The following is a 26,138-nucleotide window of genomic DNA, read 5'->3' as shown; positions in this document are numbered from 1 at the left end:
CACCTGACTCCCATGGAGCCAGACTGATCACTCGATCACGGAAGGGGTCACTTTTCATCGACCGATAGGGGGTCACGGTTCACGGAACGGCGACAGACCACGACCGTGCGCGCAGTCTGCACCACAAGCGCACCAGATCGAGCGGGGAACAGCGGGGAACAGCGGGGAACAGCGGGGTCTCGTGGACCGGCCAGCCAAGTACTGGGGCCGCTTCGTCACTGGTCAGACCGGGAACCACCTCTGTAGCACCCAAGCTTCCCACGCTGATCTTCTCTGGTGTGCTCCAGGCCCACAGCAAGGCACACGCCAGCTCGACGACACACCACTACTCCCCCCTTTGACGCTTGGCCGCTCCAGCCGGAGTGCGGAGCACGCGAGGGATATCTCGTCAAGGTGACGCGAAAAGAGTCGAACGTGCGCCCACCTTCAGATCGGTCTGAGATCCTGGAGTCCGATCGAGAGGGGCCGCAGGTATGGAGTGGAAGACCCACGGTGAGCGACAGGTCTACACCAACCCTTGGGTGAATCTGTGTCTGGTCGACGTGCAGCAGCCTGACGGGCGCAGGTGGGAGTACCACGTCGTTCGCCTCCGGCACCTGGCCGTGGCCGCCGTGGTCAATGATCGGCAAGAGGTCCTGATGATGTGGCGGCACCGCTTCATCACGGACTCGTGGGCCTGGGAATTGCCCATGGGCCTGGTCGAGGAGGGCGAGTCCCCGGAAGAGGCGGCGGCCCGCGAAGTCCTGGAAGAGACGGGCTGGCGCCCTGGCCCCATCAAGCCCTTGATCTACGCCGAGCCTGCCAACGGGATCACCGATTCACAGCACCACGTCTTCCGCGTGGACGGCGCTACCTACGCTGGACCACCCACGGAGAAGAACGAATCCGATTGCATCGAGTGGATACCTCTCTCGGAGGTGCGGGGCATGATCGACCGCCGCGAGATCGTGAGCAGCGGCTCGCTCGTCGGCCTGCTGTACCTGCTCATGGACGAAGCGATCCGCTGACCGGTGGTAGGACTGCCCGTAGCCGCGCCTCGAAGGCTAGAGCTACGGGCTCCTGCCTGTGCGGGGCCAACTGGTCGTAGAACTCCCTCAGATGGCCCGACACCCGCTCGGAGGCCACCGCCGACGCGGGCTCCAGTGCTTGCGTGGCGGTGTGGCACGCCTGGTCAAGCTTGCCTTGGTCCAGCTGCGTACGGGCAAGCCAGAACGCGTGAAACGCCCGGCCACGCTGGTTGGTGCGGGCCTCGCGCCGCAATGCGTCCGCGATCAGGGGTTCGGCGGTCGCAGCCTCGCCCAGTCGGCCGTGAGCAATGCCGGTGTCGACGATCAGCTTCGTCTCGTCGAAGTAGGTCACCCATGACGGGTCCGGGTCGCTCGCCCGGATCTGCTCGAAATGGCGGTGCGCCTCTCCGATCGCCCCATGCGTGGAATCGCGGTTGCCGAGAGTGGCGTGAGCGAAGGCTTCGCGCATCGACAGCATGGACAGGACCCGTGGGGTGGTGTCGAGTGCTGAGCGGGCCTGGTCCTGGGCGGCGGTCACGAGTGCCAGGGAGTCCGCGGGCTTGTCCTGGTAGGTGCCCTGCAAGCTCATGCAGGCAAGGACGTTGGCCATGAACTGGCGGTCGTCGATTTCCTTGGCCAGTTGCAGCGCCTCGGTGAAGTACGCGCGCGCCTGGTTGTACTGGCGGGCGTCGAAGTAGGTCCAGCCGGTGAGGCGTGCCAGCTCGGCCGCGATTCCGTACAGCCCGTTCTGGATGGACGGTGGTCGGCTCTCCTTCAGGAGCCCGACGACATACCGGAGCTGGCCGACGATGGCCGGCCTCAGTGCCTCGCCGCCGTGCTGGTCGTCCCGTCGCCAGTAGTCTTCGATGGACGACCGGAATGCTTCAAGTGTGGCTGTGCTGAGGCTTGTTCGGGTGGCCAAGGCCAGGATGCTGTCCACATCCGGCCCCGGCAGAGACGCGGGTGTCTGCTTCTCCGGCTCCGGTTCTTGAGGTGCCTCGCGCTCGGCGACGACGAGAGCCCGGGGCGTCTCCCAAGGCCGCCGGGCAAGCCCGAGCATGTGTCCTGGGATGCGCAAGCCGTCGGCGATGCGCTCGATGACGTCCATGTGCAGCAACTGGCGTCGCCCGGCGACCACTTCGCCCACTCGGCTGGGGGTCAGCTCGCATCGTCTGGCGATCATCGACGGGTAGATGCCCGCTCTGGTCTTCACCAGTCGGAAGACTCTGGCGAAGTCCCGTACCCGACATGCATTGATCATCTCGGGATCGGTGAGCAGCCTGGCAGGCAGTTCCTGCGGCCGGTCGGCGTCGGGCATTGGGCAAGCTCCCACAGTGCGAGGGCTACGCAACGTCGCTGATTCTCTACTTCCCGCGATGTTACCCAAGTTGGGTAATCAGCCTGACCTTTCGGCGGCGGTCCTCGGATCGCGATGCTCCTGTGCATGGCGAGCAACCAGCAGACCAGACCAGGCATCGGTGAACTGGCGAAGGACAGCGCCAGTGGGCGTATCGGCGTCGTCATGGGTGACCTCGGTGGCCGCGTGCAGATGAGGCCGATCCGTGGCGGCAAGGAGTGGGACGCCATGCCGGACAACGTGGTGGCGCTCGGCGCGCGGGAGGAACTGAGCGCACGTCTGACCATCAAGAACGGCAACAGCCGGGTCGGGCTGTGATGCGCGCCATCGGCCGGTACGCCGGGGTCGGTGCTCATCATCTGCATCAGCGGGTCGTGCGGCCTGGTGATCGGCAGGCCCTCAGCACCAGCCAGTAGACCGGCCGCCCCGAACGGGTGCCAACTCCCCGGCTCCCCGTCCCCGTTCGGGGCCGGCCATCCAAGCCCGCGTCCCGGTCGTCCATGAGCGAAGGCTCGACGATCCATGCGGGCGGAAAGTGCCACGCACCGTCTCACACAAGGAGATTGCGCATGACGGCAACAGCGAATGATCAGAAGACCGGCCGCGCGGTGGCTGGTGAGGAGCTGTTCGAAAGCCTCGCCCGCTTCGTGGTCGTCCACAACGGACAGTCGGCCGAGCGTGCCGAGCGGATCGCGGACCAGGCGGTCGCGTTCCTGGTCACCGCGGCCACCGCCACCGTCCCCATGGTCCCGTCCGATGACGTGGACCTCGGCCTCCACGCCCTCATCCTGCACACGAAGGAGTACGCCGGGCTCTGCGAGACGTACGCGGGTCGCTTCCTGCACCACAACCCGAAGCCCGGCGGAGGAGCCCGCGACCCTGAGATGGTCGCCGCCTCGGCGCACGCGATGAAGGCCGCCGGGTTCATGGTCTTCGACGATCTGTGGACCGTGAACGGCGAGAACCTCGCGCAGTGCGATTCGGACTGCGGCCGACCGTACGGTCAGGCGTAGTACGCGGCAACAGCGGCGCGGCCGACCTCTGCTTGTGGTCGGCCGCGCTCGCCAGGAAGGAGAAGCGACCTTGTCCGGCTCAACCCCTGAACTGCCGATCATGGTGCTCGACGCCCTGATGCCCACGGCTCAGCGCCTCGTCATCGACCGCCGTGGCTCCTCGGTCTGGGAGGTGGAGAGCCACCGGGGCCGGTACGCGGTGAAGCTCGGTTATCCGATCGAGGCCACGGCCGACTGGCCTGCCCAGCCCTGGACTGCGCTCGCGCCCGCACGCGAGGGTGCCGTCCTGCATCGACTCGGCTTCGCTGAGATCGCGTACGGCGAGTGGGAGCGCGGAACGTGGAACTTCCAGCCGTGGCACGAGGGGCCGGACCTGTACAGGCTGTGGGAACCCTGCCGTAAGCGGGACTCGTCCATCGCACCGGACACCAACGTGGCGCTGGAATGCGTCAAAGCGCTGGCCGAACTCCACGTAAAGGGCTGGGCGCACGGTGATGTGCAGCCTGCCCACTTCATCATCGGGCCGGAGCGGACACATCTCATCGACCTCGCCCTTGCCCGAGGCGGACACGTGCCCGAAGGGTACGACTTCCCGTTCCACGGCTGCCTCGTCCACTACGAGGCACCGGAGATCGCCCGCAGTGTGCTCGCCACCGGAGAAGCGGAGCCGACGGAGGCAGCCGACATCTACGCGCTCGGTGCGTCCCTACTCATCTCCGCCACAGGCTGGCGGGCAGTCGAGTACCCGGACGAGGCTCCGCGCCCGGTGCAGCGAGAGGCCGTGGCGAACGGTCGGCGTCGGCCCGTGAAGGCGCCTGGTGAGCTGGGCGATCTGATCGACGCGATGCTCAGCCATGCTCCCGAGGATCGGCCCACCATCTACGAGGTGCGTAAGGCCCTGAGCTGATCCCGAAGCCCCGGTTTATCCGGCGTCGCTCGCGCGGCTGAGGCCAACAACAAGAGACCGGACCACCCTCGGCCTGGACAGCATTCGAGGTGGTCCGGTCGCAGAAGTGCTGATCAGGACCCTGGTGCCGATGGTACCGGGACGGTCGGCGTGCTCGGAGTCGGGCGCGGCTGCAACCCCGGTTCCCTGTTGTCGAATTAGATGAGGACCACCGTTGCGGTTCGGCCGGCAGAAACACAGTTCTGACCTGAGCCACCGAAAGTCAGCCACGGCGGCGGGACAGCCGAACGAGCACCCGTCACGTGTGTTTCCAGCAACCCCGTACCGGCCTCAACCACGCTTCTTCCATGCGTCACGGGCCGCACCCAGATCCGGCCTGGGCGTTGCCGACGTGGCATGGCAACTGGGCTCGGACTGCCGCTCTGTGGGCCACCGTTCGGCCGTGTGGTCGACAGTGCAACAGGCGGGACAGGTAATCGTGACGGGGCCGTGGTCGAGGGTGGGCACGGTCACCGTGCGCCCGCCCGTTCACCGCCCACCCCCGCGCGACGACCGGCGGGCAGGAGGGTGAGTACGTCCGGCACGGGCGGGAACAGCGGCGCGCAGTCCGGGCAGGCGTACACGTTGAAGCCGGGGCCGGTGTTGACGTGTACCTCGGAGACGACGACCGGCCGGTCCGTGATCGTGCAGCAGCGGACGCACATCCGCACCGGCCGCCGCGCGGGCTCGGGCTCGGGGGCCGGACCAGGCACAGCCACGGTCGCGCACGGGCCGCACAGGTGCCCGTCCCGTACGGTGCCGTCCGCCTCTACGGTCGTGTTGCCCTCCAGCCGTCCCGTGGTGGTGCCGCAGTCCTCACAGGTCGGGGGCCACGTCGCCATGAACGCATCCTGGTGGCCGCCGTCGTGCCCGCCGGGCAGGAGGCAGGGCAGACGGTGACGGCCCGGTCCGGGCCGCTGCCATCCGTACCGGCGCGCCCCGCACAGATCCGCGTCGGGGGTCGTCTCGGGAAACGCGCTCACGCCGACACCCCCTCGGCACCGATGACGTGACGGTCGAGGTCGATGCCGAAGTCAGTGGCCAGGACCACAGCGACACGGCGCCGGTACTGCCGCGCCCGCTCCCCCTGCCGCTCCCGTTCGGCGGCGAGGACGTACGGGCGAACCATGGCCGCCGCCGCCCCGTCGAGCCGCTCGTGAAGCCCGTAGGGGGAGCGGTGGGCGGGAAGCCGGGATGTGGTCGTACGGGACGCCTCGGGCCGCCGCACGGGGGCCGCTGTGGTGGGGCGCGGGGTAGCGCGTCGCTTGCCGGTGCCGGGCTTGAACACGTCGAGTACCCATCGCAGGAACGCGTGGATAGGGTTTCGCATAGCCGAAGCTCCAATCTTCGGTCAGCCCCGGTGCGGAAGGGTCAGAGCTCCCGCGCTGGGGCGTTTTGCGTTTCGGACTGTCGAGACTAGCTGACTAGTGGACTATTTCGATAGCCGACCAGTGGAATCGCTCGCACGCTGGGTATATGCAGCTTGATCGTTCAGTGCCGTTCGCCCCGCAGGTCGCCGATGATCTCCGGCGCAGGCTGGACGCTGGGGAATGGCGCAGCGGGGACAGGTTCCCGGGCACCGTGGCATTGAGCGCTGAGTACGACATCAGCCAGTCGACGGCCGTGCGTGCCGTGGCTGTCTTGGTGTCGGAGGGACGGTTGCGTAAGGAGATCCCGCGCGGGTTCTACGTGGTGTAACCCGACGCGTCCGGGGATGACGAGCCCACCGACTGACCGCCGTGCATTCCGGCGCAATCCCCCCGTTTCGCGGCGCGGCTTCCTCTGTTGCTGCCGTCGTGTGCGGCAGCCCACACGACGGGGAGGAAGACCTTCAGCGACTGACCGCCAGAACAACGACCGCACAGACGAGATCCCTGACAGCGATAAGACGTCCCTGACGGCCGCTGACCGAGCGCACATCCGCGCCTTGGTCGACCAGGCGCCGCCGCTCAGCCCCCGCCAGCGCGCCCGGCTTCGGCAGATCTTCGCCGGTGCCCGCCGAGACGCCGTCGATCCGCCGGAGGGTGACGAGTCCACCGACTGACGACGGCGCCCGTTCCTGGCCCGCTGAACTGCACAGATAAGCCCCTGTGACTACTGGTCGTCTAAGCGAACTTGACAGACGACGAGATCGACTTCCGGTTTGTCCCCGGCCCGAACCGAAGCTGGCGAAGGCGCTGATCGACGCTGTCGGGGAGCAGGGCGAACGCGGACGGCATCTGAAGGCGTTCTTCGGCTGCCTCTACTACGCGGCCAACCGCCCTGGTGAGGCGGTCGGTCTTCGTGAGGACGACTTCAGGCTTCCCGAAGAGAGCTGGGGCGAAGTCCTGTTCTCCACGAGCATGCCCCGAGTCGGCTCCGGCTGGACCGACACAGGCGAGTCGTTCGATACGCGCGGCCTGAAGAAGCGGGCCCGCAAGGCGACCCGGCCGGTTCCGATCCCGCCCGTCCTGGTGCGCCTGATCCGCGAGCACATCAAGGAGTTCGGCACCGCCGAGGATGGCCAGCTGTTCCGTGCCGCCCAAGGCGGCCACCTCCTGTCCAAGGAGTACGGGGAGGTGCGGAAGGCTGCCCGGCTCGCGGTGCTCACGGAGTCCGAGGCAGCCTCACCACTGGCTGACGTGCCGTACTCCCTGCGCCACGCGGGAGTCTCGCTCTGGCTTGAGTCCGGCGTATCCCCAGCCGAAGTCGCGCGCCAGGCCGGACACAGCATCGCGGTTCTGTTCCGGTTCTACGCCAAGGCGATTCACCGCAACCAGCAGCGCTCAAACGAACAGATCGAGCGAGTCTTGGAGGCCGCCGACGAGGAATAGACGGCTCCGGTGCCTGTGCAACAACTGAGGTTTCCCTACTGTGGAGTTGGCGATGTGGCGGAAGCCCGCCCCGTGTTTGTATGGTGCGAGACCATTCAGTTGGCAGGCTCCACAAAGATGGGAACCCCAGTTGAGTGCCGATCCCGACGGCGTTCAGGACAGCACCACTCCGCCGGGGCCGTCCGATGAGCCACCCTCGGAGCACCGGCAGCCAAAGTGGGCGTGGTGGGTGATCGGCATCCTGATACCTGCCTTGGCCATTGTGGTGCCGGTGCTCGTCGCTGTGTGGCCGTCATCATCGGACACCGATGCTCCTGCCGATGCCGCTTCCCCTTCCGCGTCCGCGTCCGCGTCCGCATCATCGAGTGCGAGTGAGCAGGACACCGCCTCACCCTCGACGGAAGCCCCGGCGCCTTCGGCATCGCTGTCCTCACCGGCCAGCACCATCCAGTGGACGGGGCAAGTGCGGATCACCGATGACGATCTGTACCTCGACGAAAAACCGCCAGAGCGCGTCCCCGGCGGCAGTGGCGATGTCGACCTGGGTTTGGTCAACCCACCTCGGCTCTCCAGCAGCTTTGAGCCAGACCTTGCCCTGTGGCCGGAGAAGACAATGCCTACGAGGCGGGAGTGCTCCGATCTCGTGTCCGCCCAGGGCGTCAAGCGGGTCGAGGCCACAGTGGGAGCGGTGATCTGCGTCAGAACGATGGAGGGCCGTACAGCTGTGCTGACCATCACGTCAACGAGCAACAGCCTCAACACGGGTGTAACGGCGCAGGCAACCGTGTGGTCAGAGATCTCCGGCTGACGAAGCGAGTGCCAGACCTCAGAAGGCCGCTGACCAGCGCGTACGCGGTTCCATTCCGCCGCACTTTGGTCCACGCCTGGTCCACACGCACTGATCCACAACGCAACAGAGCCGGATCAAGGTGAGACACCCTCCACGCAGAAGGGATGCCCCTCACTTGGAGACACCCCTTCTGACCAGCACATCTCTGACCTGCGGAGGCGGTGGGATTCGAACCCACGGTGACGCTCTCACGCCACTACGGTTTTCAAGACCGTTCCCTTAGGCCGCCCGGGCAACCCACCCCGCACGGCCGAGGGTCGTGGCCGTGCGGGGACAAGACTGACCGGTCAGCTGTCGCCCTCGCGCTGGCCCAGGGTGACCTCGGCGGTCCGGGTCTTGCCGTCGCGGGTGTAGGTGAGGGTGACCTCGTCGCCGGGCTGGTGGGTCCAGATCTCGCCGATGAGGGTGGGGCCGCTGTCGATGGGGGTGTTGTCGAGCTTGGTGATGACGTCGCCGGGCTGGAGGCCGGCTTTGTCGGCGGGGCCGCCGGGAGTGATGGGGTCGGCGGCGCCACCCTCGGTGATCTTCGCGCCGCCCGTGCCTTCTCCGAGGGAGACGGAGGCGCCGATGACCGGGTAGACGGGCTCACCGGTCTTGATGAGCTGCTGGGCGACGTTCTTGGCCTGGTTGATCGGGATGGCGAAGCCCAGGCCGATGGAGCCGGACTGGCCGGTACCGAAGCCGCCGTTGCTGGAGGACTGGATGGCGGAGTTGATGCCGATGACGTTGCCCTGGGCGTCGAGGAGCGGGCCGCCGGAGTTGCCCGGATTGATGGACGCGTCCGTCTGCAGGGCGCTCATGTACGACGAGCTGCTGCCGGTGCCGTCACTGGAGGCCACCGGGCGGTTCTTGGCACTGATGATGCCCGTCGTCACCGTGTTGGACAGGCCGAAGGGCGCGCCGATGGCGATGGTGGAGTCGCCGACGGCCACCTTGTCGGAGTCGCCGAGGGTGAGGGGCTGGAGGTCCGAGGGGGCGTCCGTGAGCTTGATGACCGCCACGTCGTATCCCTGTGCGTGGCCGGCGACCTCGGCGTCGTACTTCTTGCCGTCGGGGAAGGTCGCGGTCACCTTGCCGCCGTCGACCGCGTCCGCCACCACGTGGCTGTTGGTGACGATGTGGCCTTCCTTGTCGAAGACGAACCCGGTGCCGGTGCCGCCCTCGCCGTTGCTGCCCTCGGCCTCGATGGTGACGGTGCTCGGCAGCGCCCTGGCGGCCACGGCGGCGACCGTACCGGCGTCGCGCTTGAGGTCGCCACCGCTCTGGGCGGCGGAGACCGTCGTGGAGCTGCTGGAGGAGTCGTTTCTGTCGGCCAGCGTGTAGCCGATGCCGCCCCCCACACCGCCCGCGACGAGAGCGGCCACGATGATCGCGGCGACCAGTCCGCCGCGCCTGCCGCCGGGCTTCGGCGTGGGCTGCGGCTGGTGGTACGCGGTGCCCCAGCCGTTGCCCGCGCCGCCGCCGTCGGCGTACGACGGGGTCGCGGGCGGCGGCGGGGGCGGCCAGCCCGCCTCGGGGGCGGAGGAGTACGTGCCGGGCGCCCCCGCGTTCTGGTCCGCGCCGGACGCGTACGCCGGAGCGCCGGGCGGCAGCAGTCCCTGTTCGGGTGCCGGCGGCGTACCTGGCGGTGCCGTCGGTGTGCCCGGCGGTGTCGCGGGGATCGGGGCCGTCGGGGCGTCCTCCGCGGCAGGGGCGGGGGTCTCGGGTGTCGGAGCCGGCATGGAAGCAGCGGGAGTTTCCACCGGCACGGGAGGTGCGGACGGGGCCGGGGGTACCGGGGTGCCCTCGTTCTCGGTGCTCACAGCTCTTCTCCTCGGTCCACGGCTGTTGTTCTCGATCGCACTCGGTCACGCTCGTTCACGCTTCGACGGTCCGGGCGCGCTGAAGCTGTGCATCCGTGCATGTGTTGCATGGGGTTCTGGTGCATGTGTTTCTGTATGCCGACAGCTTTTCCCATGGACCGTCAGAGCACCATAAGCGGTGGCTGTGGGTCCAGGACCATCCTTTATATCGGATCTGTCGGACTAAACGGACTCATTGCCGATGGTGCCGCCCCCACGCGTACCCGCGCGCGATGACACCATGACGCGGTGACCCACGCACGACAGCACCCGATTCAGGTCGTCGCCCACCGCGGAGCCTCCGAAGAGGCTCCCGAGCACACGCTGGCCGCGTACAGGAAGGCCATCGAGGACGGTGCGGACGCCCTTGAGTGCGATGTACGGCTGACCGCGGACGGACACCTCGTCTGCGTCCACGACCGCCGCGTCAACCGTACGTCCAACGGCCGCGGAGCGGTGTCGGCGCTGGAGCTCGCCGACCTCGCCGCCCTCGACTTCGGCTCCTGGAAGAACTGGCAGAGCCGCGAGGAGGCACCCGACTGGGAGCACCGCCCCGAGGACCGGGAGGACACCTCCGTCCTCACCCTGGAGCGGCTCCTCGAACTCGTCGCCGACGCGGGGCGCCATGTGGAACTGGCCATCGAGACCAAGCACCCGACGCGGTGGGCGGGCCAGGTGGAGGAGCGGCTACTGCTCCTGCTGAAGCGGTTCGGGCTGGACGCGCCGGAGTCCGCCGCCCAGTCGTCGGTACGGGTCATGAGCTTCTCGGCGCGTTCGCTGCACCGGGTGCGGACCTCGTCGCCGACGCTGCCGACGGTCTATCTGATGCAGTTCGTCTCGCCCCGGCTGCGTGACGGGCGGCTGCCGGCGGGGGTGCGGATCGCGGGGCCCTCGATCCGGATCGTGCGCAACCATCCGGCGTACGTCGAGCGCCTGAAGGGGGCCGGTCACCAAGTGCACGTGTGGACGGTGAACGAGCCCGAGGACGTCGACCTCTGTGTCGAGCTGGGCGTCGACGCGATCATCACCAATCGGCCGCGGGCGGTGTTGCGGCAGTTGGGGCGCTGAGCCAGCGAGCCGACACACTGGACCGGCCCACCGAACCGGCCCCACCGGACGGCCCACCGAGCCGACTCACCAAAAAGGAAAATCCCTCCCCAAGGAAGCCTCAGAAAGCCTCAAGAAGGCATTCGGAATCGGCCGTCCGATTACAGGGAGTGCTCCGGCGCGTTCGATCCGTATTCGATCGTTACGAGTGCGTCAGCGGACGCGCACCGGCCGGTTTCCAGTCCAGTCCAATGGGGCATTCACACCGTGGCGTGGGGCGAAGGAGGTCTCGGGGGTGGCGTTGGTGGTGGCACAGGAGGTGCCCACGTCGTCGAGCATGGCCGTACCCCATGGCCCTGCGGGCGTGGGGGAAGCAAGACATCGGATGCGCGCTCAGCTGCGTACCGGTGGTGTGGCGGAATCGGTCATCGACGACGCCGTACTGATCCTTTCCGAACTGCTGAGCAACGCCTGTCGGCATGGCAGGCCGCTCGGTGACGCCCTGGCCGGTGACGGTGACGTACTCGCCGCGTGGCGGGTCGACTCGTCGGGACGGCTGACGGTCGAGGTAACGGACGGCGGTGGTCCGACCCGCCCGGTTCCGTCCACGCCCTCGGTCACCGCGCACGGTGGCCGTGGGCTGAACATCATCACGGCGTTGGCCGATGACTGGGGTGTCCGGGACGACACCCATGGTGAGGTCACGGTCTGGGTTGTCGTCCACGACGGGGTGGCCCATGCACGGCGGCGGGACGACTTCGCCACACGCGTGACGGCTCCGTCGGTCTCCGCGATACCTGACCTGGACTTTGCGGACGCGTTTGACGACCTGGACTGAGTTCGGGGGTTGGGGCTGAGCCTCGGCGACCGGGGTGTGTTTCTCGCCCCCGCCGCCCCCTGCCCGTCCCATCCCCCATCTCCAAGGGCTCCGCCCCTTCGACCCGCCAAGGGGGCTGCGCCCCCTGGACCCCGGGGTGGGTGGGGCGTCTGCGGGTGGGTGGGGCGTCTGCGGGTGGGTGGGAGTTGCTGTGGATCGGCCTGAACGGCCTCGTCCTCAAGCGCCGGACGGGCTGAGGGTGCCTGGGGTGGGCCGGCAGGTGCGGCGGGGGCGGGAATCTCAGGTGCGGGAGGCGTTCGGGCTTGGCCGGGGCACCGGCCCGCCGAGCCGCTAGGGTCTGTGCGGCGGGTCACGCCGACTCCGGGCTACGGTGCCTCCTGAGCGCGGGTGAGCGGGATTCGGCGCGCGGCAGCGCATGGGCTGAGGAGGACGACGCCCGGCGCCGCCGCGGAGGCCGGACCTCGCGGCCCCGGACCGGACCAGCCGGACAGGCCGTAGGCTCGCGCCGTACGAGACGAGCGGTAACCGGGAGACACCCACGATGGCCAAGAAGCGCCCCCAGACAAAGGCCAAGCGCCCGCAGATCACCAACGGAGAGATCCCGGTTGTCGGCGCTCGCGAGCCCTGCCCCTGCGGCAGCGGCCGCCGCTACAAGGCCTGCCACGGCCGGGCCGCCGCACACGCGGTGACCGAGCTCGTGCAGCGCCCCTTCGAAGGTCTGCCCGGCGAGTGCGACTGGGTCGCGCTGCGCGAGCTGGTGCCTGCCGCGACCGTCGAGCTGACGCTGAGGGAGGAACTCCCCGAGGGCGTCCCGTCGGTCACGCTCGCCACGGTGCTGCCGATGGCGTGGCCGGCGCTGCGCCGCGACGACGGCTCGGTGCTGCTGGGCCTGCAGAACGACACGGCGTCCGGCGACATCAGCCGCGACCTCGCCGACACCCTCCGGCGCGCCCTCGTCGCGGAGCCCGGCACTCCGGTTCAGGGGCGCCGCGCCCCGGCCGACGGTCCGCGGCTGCAGGATCTGGTCGATCCCGAAGGCGCGTTCGAGCCAGTTGTGCACACGGGCTTCGAATTCTGGGTTCCGGACGCGGAGAACTCGACTCCGGACGTCGCCGCGTCCCTGGAGCGGGCCAACGCGGCCGCCATCCCGACCGTGAAGCTCACAGGCGTCGACGCCGCGTACTGGTGCGAGACCCCCGACAAGAACCACCTGCGCTGGGTCATGCCGCACCCGGAGGAGCAGCTTCTGGACGCGCTCGCGCGACTGCACGCGGCCGGCCGGTCGGGCCTGGGCGAGGGCACCCGCCTGGTGGGCTCCTTCCGTGCGCACGGCCTCACCGTGCCCGTCTGGGACCTGCCGAGCGGGGTCGGCACGGAGGACATCGAGAAGCCTGCCGCCGAGTTCGCCGAACGCCTCGCCACCGCTCTGGCCTCGGACGCTCCGCTCACCGCGGACGAGCGCCGGGCACGCGGCGGGCTGACCAACCGTCAGGTCACGCTCAGCTGACCAACGGCTTCCGCTGACCGTCCGTTCAGCCGGTCCAGCGGTGGTCCAGCAGTGTCGGAACGGGTGACTCCTGTCACAACTCCCCACTGTGGCAAGGAAATCCGTGTCCGAATAGCCGAGATCGAATTTGCGAACCGCAGATCTCTTGTTACCGTTCCAATAGCCCGGTTGCTGGTGCATCCCCCGTCGCCAGCAACCGGGTCTTCCCATGCACCGGCCATGCACAGGCCACGCACCCGTTGCTGTACGGAACCGGGCGAGGTATCAACCCACCGTCGGCCGGGGCGAGTTGCTCCCGGAGCGCAGCAGCAGTGGTCCGCGCCCGGCGCTCGCCGCGAACTCCGCGACCGCCGTGTACGCCCCCATCTCACCCCTCGTACGCTCCCTCGGCGTCTCGCACGCCCCCGGCTCGTCCTGCGCGCCCACCGCGCAGTGCATCCGCACCGTGCGCCCGTCGGGCGCCAGAAAGCTCAGTACGGCGCTCAGCTCCTCGCCGGTCGCGTTGCGGTAGTACGTGCGCGCCCATGTCTCCTCGCCCCGCGTCAGGACACAGGTCTGCGCCTCGATGCCGTCGGGGGAGGTGAGCTCGGGTCCACAGCGGGCGGCGGTGGCCGGCCCGAGACCCAGCAGCAGGGACGACCGCGAGTCGTCGTCCGAGGCCGAGGGGACCGGCGCCCTGTTGTCGCCATCAAGAACACCCTCGGCTTCAGGGACGCCATCGGCTCCAGGGGCGCGTCCGACTTCGGGAGCACGGTCGGCTCCAGGAACACGGCCGGCTCCAAGAACCCGGTCGGCCTCAGCGGCACCACCGGACTCGGACGTACGGCCCTCGGCGCCAGAAGCATCGCCAAAGTCACGGCCAGGGACATGGCCGGAGACACGGCCAGAGCCATGGTCCAAGTCACGGCCAGAGACATCACCAGACGCACGGTCGTCACCGACCTCGGACGTACGTACGTCCGCATGCCCCCCGTCCCCGCCCCCGGCAACGCCGTCGCCGGAGCCGTCACCCACCGGCCCTGCCGAAGCCGCCAGCGGTACGACCGTCATGGCCGCCACGACGCCGATCAGCGCCGCCAGGCGGACCTTGCGCGGGTCCGGCCCGCCGCGCGGCGGCGATGAGGCCCTGTGGGCCCCGGGAAGACGCTGCATGAGCGGAAGATAACGAGCGGTCGCGGGCGCCCGGCCGCCCGCGCGCCCGACACCCTCACAACTCGGGGGCGCTCACACCCGTACGAGTGAGGGCCTCGACCACCGCGTCCACGACGGCCTCGACATCGGGCACCCAGGGCGCGGACGAACCGGGCAGCGGCGCGCGCTCCCAGCGGATCCGGCCCTGGCCGGTCTCGGACGGGGGCAGGGCGAGGTAGCCGCCCTCCCCGTGGAAGCGGAGGGAGCCGGGCACGAAGTCCTTGGTGTACAGCAGTTCGCCCAGCTGCTCCATGGAGTACGGCGCCACGAGGATCGACCAGCGCGTGGGCGTGGCCACGACCGGGCCGAGGCGCATCCCCATGTGGTCGAGGGCGGCCAGGGCGCGGGCGGCCGCGAGGGCCGGCAGGCTCACCGCGCAGGGGGCCCTGCCCCCGGTGGCCAGCACGATCGGCGCCGTCGGCCGGTTGGTCCACCACCAGTGGACCATGCGCTCGTCGGTGGTGGCCGCGAGGAGGCCGGGGTCGAAAGGATGAGCGCCGGGTACCACGCACTCCGGGTCGGGGCATCCGCAGCGGGCCCGCCCCTGCGGGTCCGGTGCCACGCCCGGGAGAACGGGCCACTGCCATTCGGTGGCGAACGTCAGGGCCTGCTGGAGCATCTCAGACCTCCCACCGTTCCGCCTGGACAGGAGCCTGCGTCGCCTTGCGGGGATCTCGCGCATGAGCGCTCGTTCCTTTCCGTTGCACGCCTGGCAACACTGTGGGCCATCACACCATGTGTCGATCACTTCACTGTGCGTACCTGCTGGCGCATCACACCCCTGCCTTGGACAAGGGGAACCCCTATGGGTCGAGCATTGGCTGCGTCCGCGTCGTTCCTGCTCATACTCGCGCGTATCCGAAGTATGGGCATGGCGTGGGGGTGGCGGCGCCTGGCGTTTTGCCGTCCCGGTATTGCTCGCCGCCTCCGCCACGGGAGGATGGGGCTCGGTCGTCGGTGGCTAAGACGCCCGGGTCCACCGCCAGGTTCCGGGCAGATCCCAACCACCCCTGGCCTTCACCGAGTACGTACCCATCACGACCGCTGTGACGCTCCGTCGAACGAGGCCAGTCGACCGCAATACACCGTTCCCCGGGTCACTTTTGAGCCAACTTTGCTTTTCCATAACAGCCCCACGGACACCAGATATCCCAGCAGGACAATGCTGGACATCTCAGCACGAGTGCGTGTACATGTGGAGACACTGCAAGCGGCGCAGAATCACATGGGGGTTTGCGATGCTTTTGAGCAATACGCACCGGTCGGAAAGCCGGACGCCATGAACGCCCCTCACCTCCCGAAAGTGGCCGGAATCGATTCAACGGTTCCCCCGCCCGCACACACTGTCGCGCCGAAGCCTGCCGCCACGGGTACCTCTTCGGCCGCGTCCTCGGCCTCCCCCGGCTCCCCCGACAGCCCCTCCGGTCCCGGTGCCCTCCTCCAGGACAGGCTGGCGGGCTGGGTCTCGGACCTCACGACCCTCCACGAACTCACCGAACGACTGGCACGCACGGACTCACTCGCCGAAGCCCTCCAGGAGCTGCTGCGCGCCGGAGCCGCCCTCGTGGGCGCCCGGCGCGGACTCGTCGTCCTGGAACCCGGTGACGGCCTCGGCCCGGACACCACCATGGGGCTGGGCCTGGTCCGGGCCGATCTCGGCCACATCGAGACCGTGCCGCGCTCCTCCATGTCGTACGGGAAGATCCTCGACACACCGGCCGGACCTCCCGGCGAGGCGGACGAGATCGCGCAGCCCGACCTCCTCGCCGAGGACGGGCTCGACCCCCGCCACCGCGAGGTGGCCGCGCGGCTCGGCTATGCGGCCTGCTACACACTGCCGCTCTCGACGAAGGCCGCGGGCCGCCTGGGTGCCGCCGTCTGGCTCTACGACGAGCCCGCCGAACCGGCCGAGCGGCAGCGGCACCTGGTCGGTCTGTACGCGCGCTACGCGACCGAGCATCTGGCCCGGATCGTCGAAATCGAGCGCACGCGCGCGTGCATGACGACGATCGCCGAGGAGCTGCTCCCCTCCCGGCTGCCCCGGGTCGCCGGGGTGCAGCTCGCCGCCCGGCACCGCAGCGGGCCGCACGGCGGCGGCGACTGGTACGACGCGCTGCCGCTGCCCGACGCCGCGCTCGGTCTCGCCGTGGGGTCCGTGACCGGGTCGGGGCCCAGCGCGATCGCCGCGATGGGGAGGCTGCGGGCGTCCCTGAGGGCGTACGCCGTCATGGAGGGCGAGGACCCCGTCGCCGTCCTGTCGGACCTGGAACTGCTCCTGAGACTCACCGAGCCTGCCCGGTCCGCCACCGCCCTCTTCGCGTACTGCGAGCCCGCGCTCCGCAGGATCACGCTCGCCGGGGCCGGACACAGCCCGCCGCTGCTGATCGGCGAACGGCGCACGGAGTTCGTGGAGACGTCCCTGTCGGCCCCCCTGGGGATGCTGGCCTGCTGGGAGGCGCCCAGCGTGGAGTTCCAGGCGCAGGCGGGCGAGACCGTGCTGATGTACACCGACGGCCTGGTCCAGTGCACCGGCGACCCCGTGGACCGCGCCTTCGCCCGGCTCCACGCGGCGGCGGCGAACGTCCCCAAGGCGCTGCGCGACGACCCGGGCGCACTCGCCGACCACGTCCTGCGCAGCGTGCTGCCCGACGGACTCGACGCGGCCGGCGGCAAGGAGGACGTCGTCGTCCTCGCGGCGCGCTTCGAGTGAGCGTGCGACCGCCTTCGGTAGCGGGCCTTTCGGTAACAGGCCATACGGCCCTGGGCCCCCTTCTGTACGACCTGTACGACCGTACGATGGTGGGGGTCCAGCGCCGTAACTAGGAGGATGACCGTGTCCGAAGAGCTCCCGGCGACCCCGGAGGAGACGTCTGCGGAGGCTTCCGAGGAAGAGCCCGCCAAGCAGCGCAAGAACGGCCTGTACCCGGGCGTGTCCGACGAGCTGGCCGAGAACATGAAGTCCGGCTGGGCCGACACGGAGCTGCACGACCTGGAGCCCCTCGCGCAGGCCGCCGAGACCGCCGCCCGCCGTGCCGCGCTCTCCGCGCGCTTCCCGGGCGAGCGCCTGGTCGTCCCCGCGGGCAACCTGAAGACCCGCTCGAACGACACGGAGTATCCGTTCCGCGCCTCGGTCGAGTACGCGTACCTCACGGGCGGCCGGCCCAATGAGAGCGCAGACGGCGTGCTCGTCCTGGAGCCCCGGGGCGAGGGCCACGAGGCGACGATCTACCTCCTGCCGCGCTCCGACCGCGAGAACGGCGAGTTCTGGCTCTCCGGCCACGGCGAGCTGTGGGTCGGCCGCCGCCACTCGCTCACCGAAGCGGCCGAGCTGTACGGCATCCCGGCCTCCGACGTGCGCGAACTCGCCGACGCGCTGCGCGAGGCCACCGGCCCGGTCCGGGTCGTGCGCGGCCACGACGCCGACATCGAGGCCGCGCTGACCGACAAGGTCACCGCCGAGCGGGACGAGGAACTGCGGGTCTTCCTCTCCGAGATGCGGCTGGTCAAGGACGAGTTCGAGATCGGCGAGCTGCAGAAGGCCGTGGACTCGACCGTGCGCGGCTTCGAGGACGTCGTCCGCGTACTGGACAAGGCGGAGGCCACGTCCGAGCGCTACATCGAGGGCACGTTCTTCCTCCGCGCGCGCGTGGAGGGCAACGACGTCGGCTACGGCTCCATCTGCGCCGCCGGCCCGCACGCCTGCACGCTGCACTGGGTGCGCAACGACGGCCGCGTGCGCTCCGGTGACCTGCTCCTGCTGGACGCGGGCGTGGAGACCCACACGTACTACACGGCCGACGTCACGCGCACGCTGCCGATCAACGGCACGTTCAGCGAGATCCAGAAGAAGATCTACAACGCCGTGTACGAGGCCCAGGAGGCCGGGATCGCCGCCGTGCAGCCCGGCGGCAAGTACCGCGACTTCCACGACGCCGCACAGCGCGTGCTGGCCGAGAAGCTCGTCGAGTGGGGCCTGGTGGAAGGCCCGGTCGAGCGCGTCCTGGAGCTCGGCCTCCAGCGCCGCTGGACGTTGCACGGCACCGGGCACATGCTCGGCATGGACGTCCACGACTGCGCGGCCGCGCGTGTGGAGACGTACGTGGACGGCACGCTGGAGCCCGGCATGTGCCTGACGGTCGAGCCCGGCCTGTACTTCCAGGCGGACGACCTGACGGTGCCCGAGGAGTACCGCGGCATCGGCGTCCGCATCGAGGACGACATCCTGGTCACCGAAGACGGCAACCGGAACCTGTCGGCGGCTCTCCCGCGCCGCTCCGACGAGGTCGAGGCGTGGATGGCGTCACTGAAGGGCTGAGCCGAGAGGGATGGCCGGGTACCGCGGGGTGCCCGGCCATTGGTGTGTCCGGGGGAGGGGTCCATTGGTGTGCCGGCTGCCCGCGACCCGGCGGCCGGCGGCCGAGCTGGAGATGTCGCGGGGTACGGCGAAGACGGTGTACGACCAGCTGGCCGCCGAGGGAGATATCCAGGGACACCCCTGTGGATCACCGAACGGACCGACGCGCCCGCCTGGCTGGTCTACGCCCTGTTGGCGGGTGGGGCGGACGAACCGTCCGCCCCACGTCCCGGGCCCTATGCCGCCACCGCCACCGGCACCGAGTCCGCGAACAACGCCCCCGCCAGCAGCGCCCCGCTGCCCCGAGGGCTCCACGCGCGCGCGTGGAGGTCGTTGTCGAGGGCGGTGAGCACCTCGCGCCCGGCGTCCGTGGAGGTGCCGCCGGCGTCCACGACGGCGCGGGCGCCCGCCTGGACATGGCGGAGGCCCAGCGGACCGGCCGTGTACAGCAACTCCGTGTCCTGGAGGGTGGACATGACGGTGAGGAGGGCGTCGAGCCGGGCGTACGGTTCGGGCGCACCCGAGCCACGGGCCTCGGCCAGCGCGTCCAGCGCCCGCCGTACGTGCGGGAACCCGGCCCGCGCCTCACCGCGCGCCCCGGCCGCCCCGTACTTGGCGGAGACGGACGACCCCCGGGAGGGCCGCCGGGGTGCACGGCGGTCGGGGTGGGCGGCGATCTTCTTGGCGGTGGCGACGAGTTCGCGGCCCCGCGCGCCGGGTTCCAGGGCCGCCGCGGCGACCAGGAACCCGAGCACCCAGAGGGCACCGCGGTGGCCGCCGCCCGCGAGCGTCACCGAGTGCTCGGTGGAGCGCCCGATCGCGCCGAGTTCCGCCCGGAGTCCGGGCGTCGGCGCCCCGGTCCGCCGCGCGGCTGCCGCCATCGCCGCGAGACCGGGTTCCAGCGCCTTCGCCGACCAGCGCAGGGCGCGGTGGTCCTGCCGGGTGACGCGGGCACCGAGATCGCGCGGGTCGGGCAGGCCGGGCTTGGGGGCCAGTTCCAGCTGCCGGGTCAGCGCGGTCACGGCGGCCCGCGCCAGCGCCTCGTCCTCACGGCCGCTCATGCGCGTGCCTTACGAGGAGGCCGAGGCAGCCGTGGCGTCGGACGGCGGCTCGCCCTCCGGCGGCGTACCGCCACCGCCCTCACCGCCGCCCTCGCCGCCGCTTCCCTCGCCGCCGCTTCCCGCGCCGGTGTTCTCGGCGTCCGGGTCGATGCCGAGGGTGATGTAGCCCTTGTAGCCCTGGGACGGGTCCTTCTTGTGCACCGGCTCCAGGGTCAGCAGGCCGCTGGAGGCGCCGCCGCCGTCGTAGACCATGTCGTCGTCGAGCGTGGTGTAGCTGCCGGTGTGCCTGCTGTACGGCTCCAGTTCGAAGATCTCCTGGACCACGTCGTCGTCGAAGAAGAGCTGGCCGGTGAAGTTGACCGTGCCGCCCTCGTAGGTGCCGTCCTCCTTCTCGCCGCCGGTGTGCACCTTGACGTGGATGTGGCAGGTGCGGGGCGTGTACCAGCCGGGGATGATCGTCTTGAACTTGACGGCCCCGCCTGCGTTGGCGATCTGGTAACCGCGCAGGTACGTCTGGTCGTTGGCGGTGGAGCCGTCCTCGCTCTCGGCGGGCGCGGAGCCGCCGGGGTTGGCGGTGGTGTAGCCGGAGTAGTAGCCCCAGGCGTCGCAGTGCCAGATTTCCACGGCCGCGCCCGCGACCGGGGCACACGACTCGGTGGTGTCCTGGACGACGATCCGCAGCGTCAGCGGGACACCGTCCTTGCCCTCGGTGATGTTCTTCCGCACGAGGGCGCCGTCCAGGTAGTACGGCCCCTCGGTGACGCTCGACATCAGCACGCACTGGCTGCTGGAGGCCGAGGCGGACGCCGTGCTCTCCGAGGCCGTGGCCGAGGCGGCGGTGGCGGTGGCGGCCGTGGTCGTCGTCTCGCCGGCGAACGCCGCCTGGTAACCGGCGGCCGCGAGCCCGCCGGCGGCGACCGTGCCTCCGGTCACCGCGAGGGCGCGGCGCCGGGTGAGGGTGGTGTTCCTGTGTTTTCCCGTCATGCCCAGGAAGTTAGGGACGCCGTCCATCAGTGGGCTGGGATGTCCCTGTGAACGGGCTGGGAGTGCCGGGAAGGCTGAATTCCGGGTGGGGAGTGGGGGGTTGGGCCACCAGGTGCGCGCGGCGCGGGAGCTTGGTGACCGTTGTACCGCGACGGCGGGAGAGCGGGAGACTGGCGTCATGACCGACGAACTCACTGTGAGCGTCCTGGGCACAGGCATCATGGGCGCCGCCATGGCCCGCAACCTCGCCCGCGCCGGACACGCCGTCCGCGCCTGGAACCGCACCCGCGCCAAAGCCGAACCGCTCGCCGCCGACGGCGCCCACATCGCCGACAGCCCCGCCGAGGCGGTCCAGGACGCCGATGTCGTCCTGACCATGCTGTACGACGGTGCCGCCACACTGGAGGTCATGCGCGCGGCGGCCCCCGCCCTGCGGCCCGGCACCGCCTGGGCGCAGTCGACCACCGCCGGGATCGACGCCATCGCCGAGCTGGCCGGCTTCGCCCGCGACCACGGCCTCGCCTTCTACGACGCCCCCGTCCTCGGCACCCGCCGGCCCGCCGAGGCCGGACAACTCACCGTTCTGGCCGCGGGACCGGACTCAGGCCGGGACAGGGTGACGCCCGTGTTCGACGCGGTCGGCGCCCGTACGGTGTGGACGGGCGAGGACGGTGCGGCGGGCACCGCGACCCGCCTCAAGCTCGTCGCCAACAGCTGGGTGCTGGCCGCCACTTCCGCGGCCGGTGAGGTCCTGGCCCTGTCGAAGGTGCTCGGCGTCGACCCGGAGCGCTTCTTCGAGCTCATCGCGGGCGGCCCGCTCGACATGGGCTATCTGCGGGCCAAGTCCGGGCTGATCCTGGACGACCGGCTCACCCCGGCCCAGTTCGCCGTCGCCACCGCCGCCAAGGACGCCCGCCTGATCGTCGAAGCCGGCGCGGAACACGGCATCCGCCTGGACGTGGCCGCCGCGAGCGCCGACCGCCTGGAGCGCGCCGCCGCCCAGGGCCACGCCGACGAGGACATGGCCGCCGCGTATTTCGCCAGCTTTGACGAGGGGGGTGAGGGCTGACCTCTGGGTTTGTCTCCGGTTCTGTCTCCTGGGTTTGTCTCGCAGGTTTGTCTCCTGGGTCTGTCTCCAGAAAGCAGCAGAAAACTGCGGGCCGGTGAGAACTGCGCTCGGTAGCTCTCACCGGTTCCGTGGTGTTTTCCGACCTCACCGGGGGCCGGAACACCTCACTAATGAGAGTTACCGGGTGCGCCTGCGGCAGCCGACTGATGCGGCCCGGTGACGGCCGTTCGGGCGGAGTTCGGGGGGTGGGTTCCGAGGCCGCAGTAGCCGTGGGGCGGCGGAGTGCTGCTCTGTCAGGGCCGCCGACTGATGCGGCCCGGTGACGGCCGTTCGGGCGGAGTTCGGGGGGTGGGTTCCGAGGCCGCGGTAGCCGTGGGGCGGCGGAGTGCTGCTCTGAGTTCCTGCACCGAGCGGGCGGCTTCCTCGGCGTCCGTCGCGGAGACGGACAGCCGGGCGAAGGGGGCGGAGCGCCACAGGTCCACGCAGACCACGGGCGTATTGACGTGTACGGCGACGAAGTCCAGGCCGTCGCGGTGCCGCCACTCTCCCAGGCAGAACCGGCCGGGGCTCCGCCGTCCTCGCCGCCTTTCGCCGCGCACAGCACGCCACCAGTCCGGCTCGACCTTCGCGTCCTTGACCGCCGTCAGTGGTACGCGTACGTTCCGGCAGCCGGTCATCCCCTTTTCCCGCCAGGACAGGCGTACGACCACGTCGTCCTCTTCCACCACGAGCCGTGCCATCGAAGCGTCGCTCCCTTCGGCAGCCTCCAGATGTGTGCGGCCTCCGGATGCCCGGAGCCGGTCGTAGCGATCCACGTCGGTCCATGTCTCACGGGGACCGGGGCGCAGCCAGGGGGTGCCTCCTTTCCGCCGGACTTCCTCTCTGCTCCGATCCGACGAGCGTCCGCCCCGCGCCCCGACGGCCGTTGATCAGCTGATCAGCCGGACTCGGCCGACGTGTGTCGGGCCTGGGTGTCCGCGGTCGGCTGGCGATGGTCGGCGGCGGACAGAAGCGGCGCCGAGTGCCGCTCCGGGCGGTGTTCGCCGGTGCCGGGAACGCGGCTGCGCGGCGCGTCGGGCCCGCCGGGCGGCGGGACGGGCCTGCGGGCCTGCGGGCCTGCGGGCCTGCGGGCCTGCGGGCCTGCGGGCCTGCGGGCCTGCGGGCCTGCGGGCCTGCGGGCCTGCGGGCCTGCGGGCCACGATACGGCCGACCCAGCGTCGCTCGCAGTAGGGGCAGGGGGGCGCGCCTTCGAAGGTGTAGGGCGAAGCGACACCGACGTTGTCCCGGTGGAAGGACTCCCACTCCTGCCCCTGATCGTCCACGTAGCGCTGCACGTCGTAGTGGGCACTCCAGCGGTGCCAGCAGTGCCCACAGGTGAACTCCACACGTTCTACGGCCAGTGCGGTGATCACTGCACGACACCTCCTGGACGGTCGGCACGGACGGAGCCGGGCGGGGCCAGCGCGGCTTCCAGGGTCGGGTAGACGGGCAGGGCATCGGCGAGGCGGCTGATCCGCAGGACTCGCAGGACACGCCCCTCGGGGCAGACCAGACGCAGTTCGCCCTGCCCCGTCCGCGACATGGTGCGGACGGCCATCAGGGTGCTCAGCCCGTCGACGTCGCAGTAGGACAGTTCGGTGAGGTCGGCGACCACCCGCAGGGGGCGCCCGGTGCGTTCGGCCGCGGTGGCGGCGCAGGCACGCAGCTCCGGGGCGGTCTCGGTGTCGAGGACCCCCCTGACTTCCATGACGGTCCAGCCGCGTTCCCGGCGCGACACCACGAACAGAGCCATGGTCACCTGCCTCGTGCTTCCCGTGCCTGTCACCGGCCCGGCACACCTCGTACGACTACGACGCGTGCCGGGCCCGCGTTTCGTCCTCGGTCTGCTGCCTTGCGCTCTCTTCTTCCGCTCTTCCGCTCTTCCGCTCAGCCTGCGATCCGCTTGGCCTCCTTGTCCGCTCGGCTGATCTCGATACGGCGGGGCCTGGCCTCCTCGGCCACGGGGATGCGCAGGGTGAGCACGCCGGCGTCGTACTCGGCGCTGATCTTCTCCAGGTCGTGGGAGTCGCCAAGGAAGAGCTGGCGGCTGAAGACGCCGTACGGCCGCTCGGCGACCAGCAGGTCGACGTCCTTGGCGTCGGGTGCGGGACGCTCGGCCCGCACGGTCAGGACGCCGCGCTCCACGTTCAGGTCCACGGTGTCGGGGTCGACGCCGGGCAGGTCGAAGTGGACGACGAAGCTGCCGTCGATCTCGTACGCGTCGATCGGCATGGCGGCCGGCCTGGCGACGGTGCCGAACACCTGCTGGGTCAGCTGCTGAGCGAGCCGGTCGAACTCCCGGAAGGGATCCGTGCGAATGAGGACCATCGTCCAACTCCTTTCGCCTGGTCGGTGCTGTCCGTCCGGGCTCCGGGAGCCCGGAGTGCCTTCCACAATGGATATACCTCGGATATACCTCACCGACTCAGACTTGACAAGAGAGCACTCAAGTTTTATCCGTACGAGTAGGCAAGTCGAGTCCGAAACCGCAGCTCGTGGCGGGTGAGGAGGTGGCTTGGAGTGCAGGGTCGGAACGGGGGAACGGACCGCGACCCCGGGCTGTGCGCCGCCTACGGCCGCGAGCGCACCGTGCCTCCCCCGGCTCCGGCCCGCCCGTGGGAGCGGACGTTCTGAACAGCGGTCACAGCGGTCATGGCAGTCACAGCGACTTTGAGGAGGGAGAACCAGATGACGCGCTCGGTCGGCATCGACCTCGGTACGACGAACTCGGTGGTCTCGGTCCTTGAGGGCGGCGAGCCCACCGTCATCACCAACACGGAGGGAGCCAGGACGACCCCGTCGGTCGTGGCCTTCGCCAAGAGCGGCGACGTGCTGGTCGGCGAGGTCGCCAAGCGGCAGGCCGTGACGAACGTGGAGCGCACGGCACGCTCCGTGAACGTGAAGCGGCACATGGGCGACCACGGCCGGCGGTTCCCGGACAGCGGGAGTATCGACGGCAAGCGGTACACCGCGCAGGAGATCTCCGCGCGCGTGCTGCAGGAGCTGAAGCGGGACGCGGAGGCGTACCTGGGCGAGGACGTCACCAACGCCGTCATCACCGTCCCGGCCTACTTCGACGACACCCAGCGCCAGGCGACCAAGGAGGCGGGCGAGATCACCGGCCAAGATCCGGCGGACGCGAGGAACGAGACGGAGAGCGCGCTGGCCGCCCTGAAGGAGAAGCTGAAGGACGGGAACGACGAGAACACGGGCACGGCGTCGATCCGGCAGGCCATGGACCGTGCGGCGCAGGCGGCCCAGAAGATCGGCACGGCGCTGTACGAACGGTCGCGCACCGAGGCCGCGGGCACGTCCCGGGCGGCCGGCGGCTCCGGAGGCTCCAACGGCTCCGACGGCTCCGACGGCTCCGACGGCTCCGACGAAGATGTGATGGACGCCGAGATCGTCGACGACGACAAACCGGAGGCGGGCTGACGATGGTGAACGGCCGACCGCATACGGAGAACACCGAGCTGCAGCGCCTGCTGGAGGAGCGCACGGCGGATCTCCAGCGGGTGAAGGCCGAGTACGACAACTACCGCAAGCGGGTACGGCGGGACCGGCTGGCCGTGCGCGAGATCGCGGTGGTCAACGTGCTGACCGCCCTGTTGCCGGTGCTGGACGCCGTGGACCGCGCGTGCGAGCACGAGCCCATGACCCCGGGTCTCAAGGACATCACCAGCACCCTGGAGACCCAGCTCGCGGCGCTCGGGATGCAGGCGTTCGGCAGGGAGGGAGAGGTCTTCGACCCCACCCGGCACGAAGCCCTGACCCATCACATCGACACCACTGCCCGGCAGCTGACCTGTACCAAGGTGCTGCGCCCCGGTTACCGGCTCGGCGACCGTCTGCTGCGTCCGGCCCACGTGGAGGTCGCCGGACCGCCGCCGCCCGACGGGCAGCCGGGCCCCGCACGGACCGCAGGCGATCAGGAGCCGGCCTGAACAGGGCCGTCGTGGTCGAGCCCCTGCCCTTGCCCTTGCCCTTGCGCGGCAGGGGCTGAGCACTGCTCGCCGGGAGATTCCCGTCTTCACACACGGCGCGGACCCGGCACGGCACCGGAACGGTCAGCCGGCTGACCGGTGGGCATGATCGTGACTTGCTGGAGGTTCGCCCGCGTCGGCAGACACGGCAGCTGTAGTTCCGACGTCTGCACTGGTCAGCGCCTTGCCGGGGTGGGTGAGGGCATGAGGACGGCCACCGCGATCATGAACGTTTGTG

General features: G+C 70.1%; 26 protein-coding genes, 1 tRNA gene and 1 pseudogene. 15 read left to right on the top strand and 13 right to left on the bottom strand.

The genetic code is table 11. The features are described 5' to 3' along the window. Positions 1 to 473: 473 nt before the first annotated feature. Positions 474 to 1,007, top strand: a complete 534-nt coding sequence (locus ACWD3C_RS43530; RefSeq protein WP_451153472.1) for an NUDIX hydrolase — start codon at positions 474 to 476, stop codon at positions 1,005 to 1,007. On the opposite strand, the gene ACWD3C_RS43525 is transcribed toward ACWD3C_RS43530, so the two are convergent. Then, positions 985 to 2,325 (bottom strand): helix-turn-helix domain-containing protein, encoded by a 1,341-nt coding sequence (locus ACWD3C_RS43525; protein ID WP_451153470.1) that lies wholly within the window; start codon positions 2,323 to 2,325, stop codon positions 985 to 987. The genes ACWD3C_RS43530 and ACWD3C_RS43525 overlap by 23 nt on opposite strands. A gap of 126 nt (positions 2,326 to 2,451) precedes the next feature. On the opposite strand from ACWD3C_RS43525, the gene ACWD3C_RS43520 reads away from it, so the two are divergent. The 3 genes from ACWD3C_RS43520 (at position 2,452) to ACWD3C_RS43510 (ending at position 4,284) form a co-directional block, all read left to right on the top strand. Further along, positions 2,452 to 2,682: a hypothetical protein gene (locus ACWD3C_RS43520; RefSeq protein WP_451153468.1), complete on the top strand. Its 231-nt coding sequence runs from the start codon at positions 2,452 to 2,454 to the stop codon at positions 2,680 to 2,682. A 251-nt stretch (positions 2,683 to 2,933) separates the two neighbouring features. Further along, the gene (locus ACWD3C_RS43515) at positions 2,934 to 3,377 is read left to right on the top strand and encodes a glycine-rich domain-containing protein (protein WP_451153466.1); all 444 of its coding nucleotides are present in this window, start codon (positions 2,934 to 2,936) and stop codon (positions 3,375 to 3,377) included. A gap of 70 nt (positions 3,378 to 3,447) precedes the next feature. After that, entirely contained in the window at positions 3,448 to 4,284 is an 837-nt protein-coding gene (locus ACWD3C_RS43510) for a protein kinase domain-containing protein (protein ID WP_451153464.1), read from the top strand. 509 nt (positions 4,285 to 4,793) lie between these two features. On the opposite strand, the gene ACWD3C_RS43505 is transcribed toward ACWD3C_RS43510, so the two are convergent. Continuing rightward, positions 4,794 to 5,306 (bottom strand): hypothetical protein, encoded by a 513-nt coding sequence (locus tag ACWD3C_RS43505; RefSeq protein WP_451153462.1) that lies wholly within the window; start codon positions 5,304 to 5,306, stop codon positions 4,794 to 4,796. Beyond that, entirely contained in the window at positions 5,303 to 5,653 is a 351-nt protein-coding gene (locus tag ACWD3C_RS43500) for a hypothetical protein (protein ID WP_451153460.1), read from the bottom strand. Before ACWD3C_RS43500 ends, ACWD3C_RS43505 begins: the two co-directional genes overlap by 4 nt. A gap of 146 nt (positions 5,654 to 5,799) precedes the next feature. Here ACWD3C_RS43500 and ACWD3C_RS43495 point away from each other — a divergent pair, with 146 nt between their 5' ends. The 3 genes from ACWD3C_RS43495 (at position 5,800) to ACWD3C_RS43485 (ending at position 7,944) form a co-directional block, all read left to right on the top strand. After that, positions 5,800 to 6,021, top strand: coding sequence for a GntR family transcriptional regulator (locus ACWD3C_RS43495; protein ID WP_451153458.1), 222 nt, complete (start codon positions 5,800 to 5,802; stop codon positions 6,019 to 6,021). A gap of 392 nt (positions 6,022 to 6,413) precedes the next feature. Further along, a complete protein-coding gene (locus ACWD3C_RS43490; protein WP_451153456.1) occupies positions 6,414 to 7,136 on the top strand; it encodes a tyrosine-type recombinase/integrase in 723 nt (240 codons plus the stop codon). Positions 7,137 to 7,365: 229 nt separating this feature from the next. Further along, positions 7,366 to 7,944 (top strand): hypothetical protein, encoded by a 579-nt coding sequence (locus tag ACWD3C_RS43485; RefSeq protein ID WP_451153454.1) that lies wholly within the window; start codon positions 7,366 to 7,368, stop codon positions 7,942 to 7,944. Between the two features lie 193 nt (positions 7,945 to 8,137). Here the strand turns inward: ACWD3C_RS43485 and ACWD3C_RS43480 are convergent. Together ACWD3C_RS43480 and ACWD3C_RS43475 are read right to left on the bottom strand one after the other, a co-directional pair. Continuing rightward, positions 8,138 to 8,232: transfer RNA gene (locus tag ACWD3C_RS43480), tRNA-Ser, on the bottom strand. Between the two features lie 41 nt (positions 8,233 to 8,273). Continuing rightward, the gene (locus tag ACWD3C_RS43475) at positions 8,274 to 9,788 is read right to left on the bottom strand and encodes a S1C family serine protease (protein WP_451153452.1); all 1,515 of its coding nucleotides are present in this window, start codon (positions 9,786 to 9,788) and stop codon (positions 8,274 to 8,276) included. Between the two features lie 288 nt (positions 9,789 to 10,076). Between ACWD3C_RS43475 and ACWD3C_RS43470 the strand changes: the two genes are divergently transcribed. The 3 genes from ACWD3C_RS43470 to ACWD3C_RS43460 all read left to right on the top strand — a co-directional run bounded on the left by ACWD3C_RS43470 (position 10,077) and on the right by ACWD3C_RS43460 (position 13,219). Continuing rightward, complete coding sequence (locus ACWD3C_RS43470; RefSeq protein WP_451153450.1) at positions 10,077 to 10,895, top strand: glycerophosphodiester phosphodiesterase; 819 nt, start codon at positions 10,077 to 10,079, stop codon at positions 10,893 to 10,895. Positions 10,896 to 11,082: 187 nt separating this feature from the next. Next, positions 11,083 to 11,712: an ATP-binding protein gene (locus ACWD3C_RS43465; protein WP_451153448.1), complete on the top strand. Its 630-nt coding sequence runs from the start codon at positions 11,083 to 11,085 to the stop codon at positions 11,710 to 11,712. Positions 11,713 to 12,253: 541 nt separating this feature from the next. Next, the gene (locus ACWD3C_RS43460; RefSeq protein ID WP_451153446.1) at positions 12,254 to 13,219 is read left to right on the top strand and encodes a DUF5926 family protein; all 966 of its coding nucleotides are present in this window, start codon (positions 12,254 to 12,256) and stop codon (positions 13,217 to 13,219) included. Positions 13,220 to 13,483: 264 nt separating this feature from the next. Here the strand turns inward: ACWD3C_RS43460 and ACWD3C_RS43455 are convergent, their stop codons facing one another. Then, positions 13,484 to 14,119, bottom strand: coding sequence for a hypothetical protein (locus ACWD3C_RS43455; RefSeq protein ID WP_451153476.1), 636 nt, complete (start codon positions 14,117 to 14,119; stop codon positions 13,484 to 13,486). A 307-nt stretch (positions 14,120 to 14,426) separates the two neighbouring features. After that, on the bottom strand, positions 14,427 to 15,092 hold the full coding sequence (locus ACWD3C_RS43450; RefSeq protein WP_451153444.1) for a bifunctional DNA primase/polymerase: 666 nt from the start codon (positions 15,090 to 15,092) through the stop codon (positions 14,427 to 14,429). 480 nt (positions 15,093 to 15,572) lie between these two features. On the opposite strand from ACWD3C_RS43450, the gene ACWD3C_RS43445 reads away from it, so the two are divergent. Further along, entirely contained in the window at positions 15,573 to 17,120 is a 1,548-nt protein-coding gene (locus tag ACWD3C_RS43445; protein ID WP_451153442.1) for a PP2C family protein-serine/threonine phosphatase, read from the top strand. A 117-nt stretch (positions 17,121 to 17,237) separates the two neighbouring features. Beyond that, positions 17,238 to 18,725, top strand: coding sequence for an aminopeptidase P family protein (locus ACWD3C_RS43440; RefSeq protein WP_451153440.1), 1,488 nt, complete (start codon positions 17,238 to 17,240; stop codon positions 18,723 to 18,725). A 275-nt stretch (positions 18,726 to 19,000) separates the two neighbouring features. Here ACWD3C_RS43440 and ACWD3C_RS43435 read toward each other — a convergent pair whose 3' ends face one another. Both ACWD3C_RS43435 and ACWD3C_RS43430 read right to left on the bottom strand, forming a co-directional pair. Further along, on the bottom strand, positions 19,001 to 19,825 hold the full coding sequence (locus ACWD3C_RS43435) for a triphosphoribosyl-dephospho-CoA synthase (RefSeq protein WP_451153438.1): 825 nt from the start codon (positions 19,823 to 19,825) through the stop codon (positions 19,001 to 19,003). A 9-nt stretch (positions 19,826 to 19,834) separates the two neighbouring features. Continuing rightward, positions 19,835 to 20,809, bottom strand: a complete 975-nt coding sequence (locus ACWD3C_RS43430) for an intradiol ring-cleavage dioxygenase (RefSeq protein ID WP_451153436.1) — start codon at positions 20,807 to 20,809, stop codon at positions 19,835 to 19,837. A gap of 112 nt (positions 20,810 to 20,921) precedes the next feature. Here ACWD3C_RS43430 and ACWD3C_RS43425 point away from each other — a divergent pair, with 112 nt between their 5' ends. Then, complete coding sequence (locus ACWD3C_RS43425) at positions 20,922 to 21,878, top strand: NAD(P)-dependent oxidoreductase (protein ID WP_451153474.1); 957 nt, start codon at positions 20,922 to 20,924, stop codon at positions 21,876 to 21,878. A 293-nt stretch (positions 21,879 to 22,171) separates the two neighbouring features. On the opposite strand, the gene ACWD3C_RS43420 is transcribed toward ACWD3C_RS43425, so the two are convergent. From ACWD3C_RS43420 to ACWD3C_RS43405, 4 genes are all read right to left on the bottom strand, one after another. After that, positions 22,172 to 22,618, bottom strand: a complete 447-nt coding sequence (locus ACWD3C_RS43420) for a hypothetical protein (RefSeq protein WP_451153434.1) — start codon at positions 22,616 to 22,618, stop codon at positions 22,172 to 22,174. A gap of 189 nt (positions 22,619 to 22,807) precedes the next feature. Beyond that, on the bottom strand, positions 22,808 to 23,290 hold the full coding sequence (locus tag ACWD3C_RS43415) for a hypothetical protein (protein WP_451153432.1): 483 nt from the start codon (positions 23,288 to 23,290) through the stop codon (positions 22,808 to 22,810). After that, positions 23,287 to 23,670: an STAS domain-containing protein gene (locus ACWD3C_RS43410; protein ID WP_451153430.1), complete on the bottom strand. Its 384-nt coding sequence runs from the start codon at positions 23,668 to 23,670 to the stop codon at positions 23,287 to 23,289. Before ACWD3C_RS43410 ends, ACWD3C_RS43415 begins: the two co-directional genes overlap by 4 nt. A gap of 134 nt (positions 23,671 to 23,804) precedes the next feature. Then, entirely contained in the window at positions 23,805 to 24,245 is a 441-nt protein-coding gene (locus tag ACWD3C_RS43405; protein WP_451153426.1) for an Hsp20/alpha crystallin family protein, read from the bottom strand. Between the two features lie 360 nt (positions 24,246 to 24,605). On the opposite strand from ACWD3C_RS43405, the pseudogene ACWD3C_RS43400 reads away from it, so the two are divergent. Both ACWD3C_RS43400 and grpE read left to right on the top strand, forming a co-directional pair. Next, a pseudogene (locus ACWD3C_RS43400) lies at positions 24,606 to 25,109 on the top strand (Hsp70 family protein); the annotation flags it as partial. A 245-nt stretch (positions 25,110 to 25,354) separates the two neighbouring features. Then, entirely contained in the window at positions 25,355 to 25,861 is a 507-nt protein-coding gene (gene grpE, locus ACWD3C_RS43395) for a nucleotide exchange factor GrpE (protein ID WP_451153424.1), read from the top strand. Positions 25,862 to 26,138 lie beyond the last annotated feature (277 nt).

The organism is Streptomyces sp. NPDC002845, from assembly GCF_053591955.1.
This window is presented reverse-complemented; position numbering and strand designations above follow the sequence as displayed.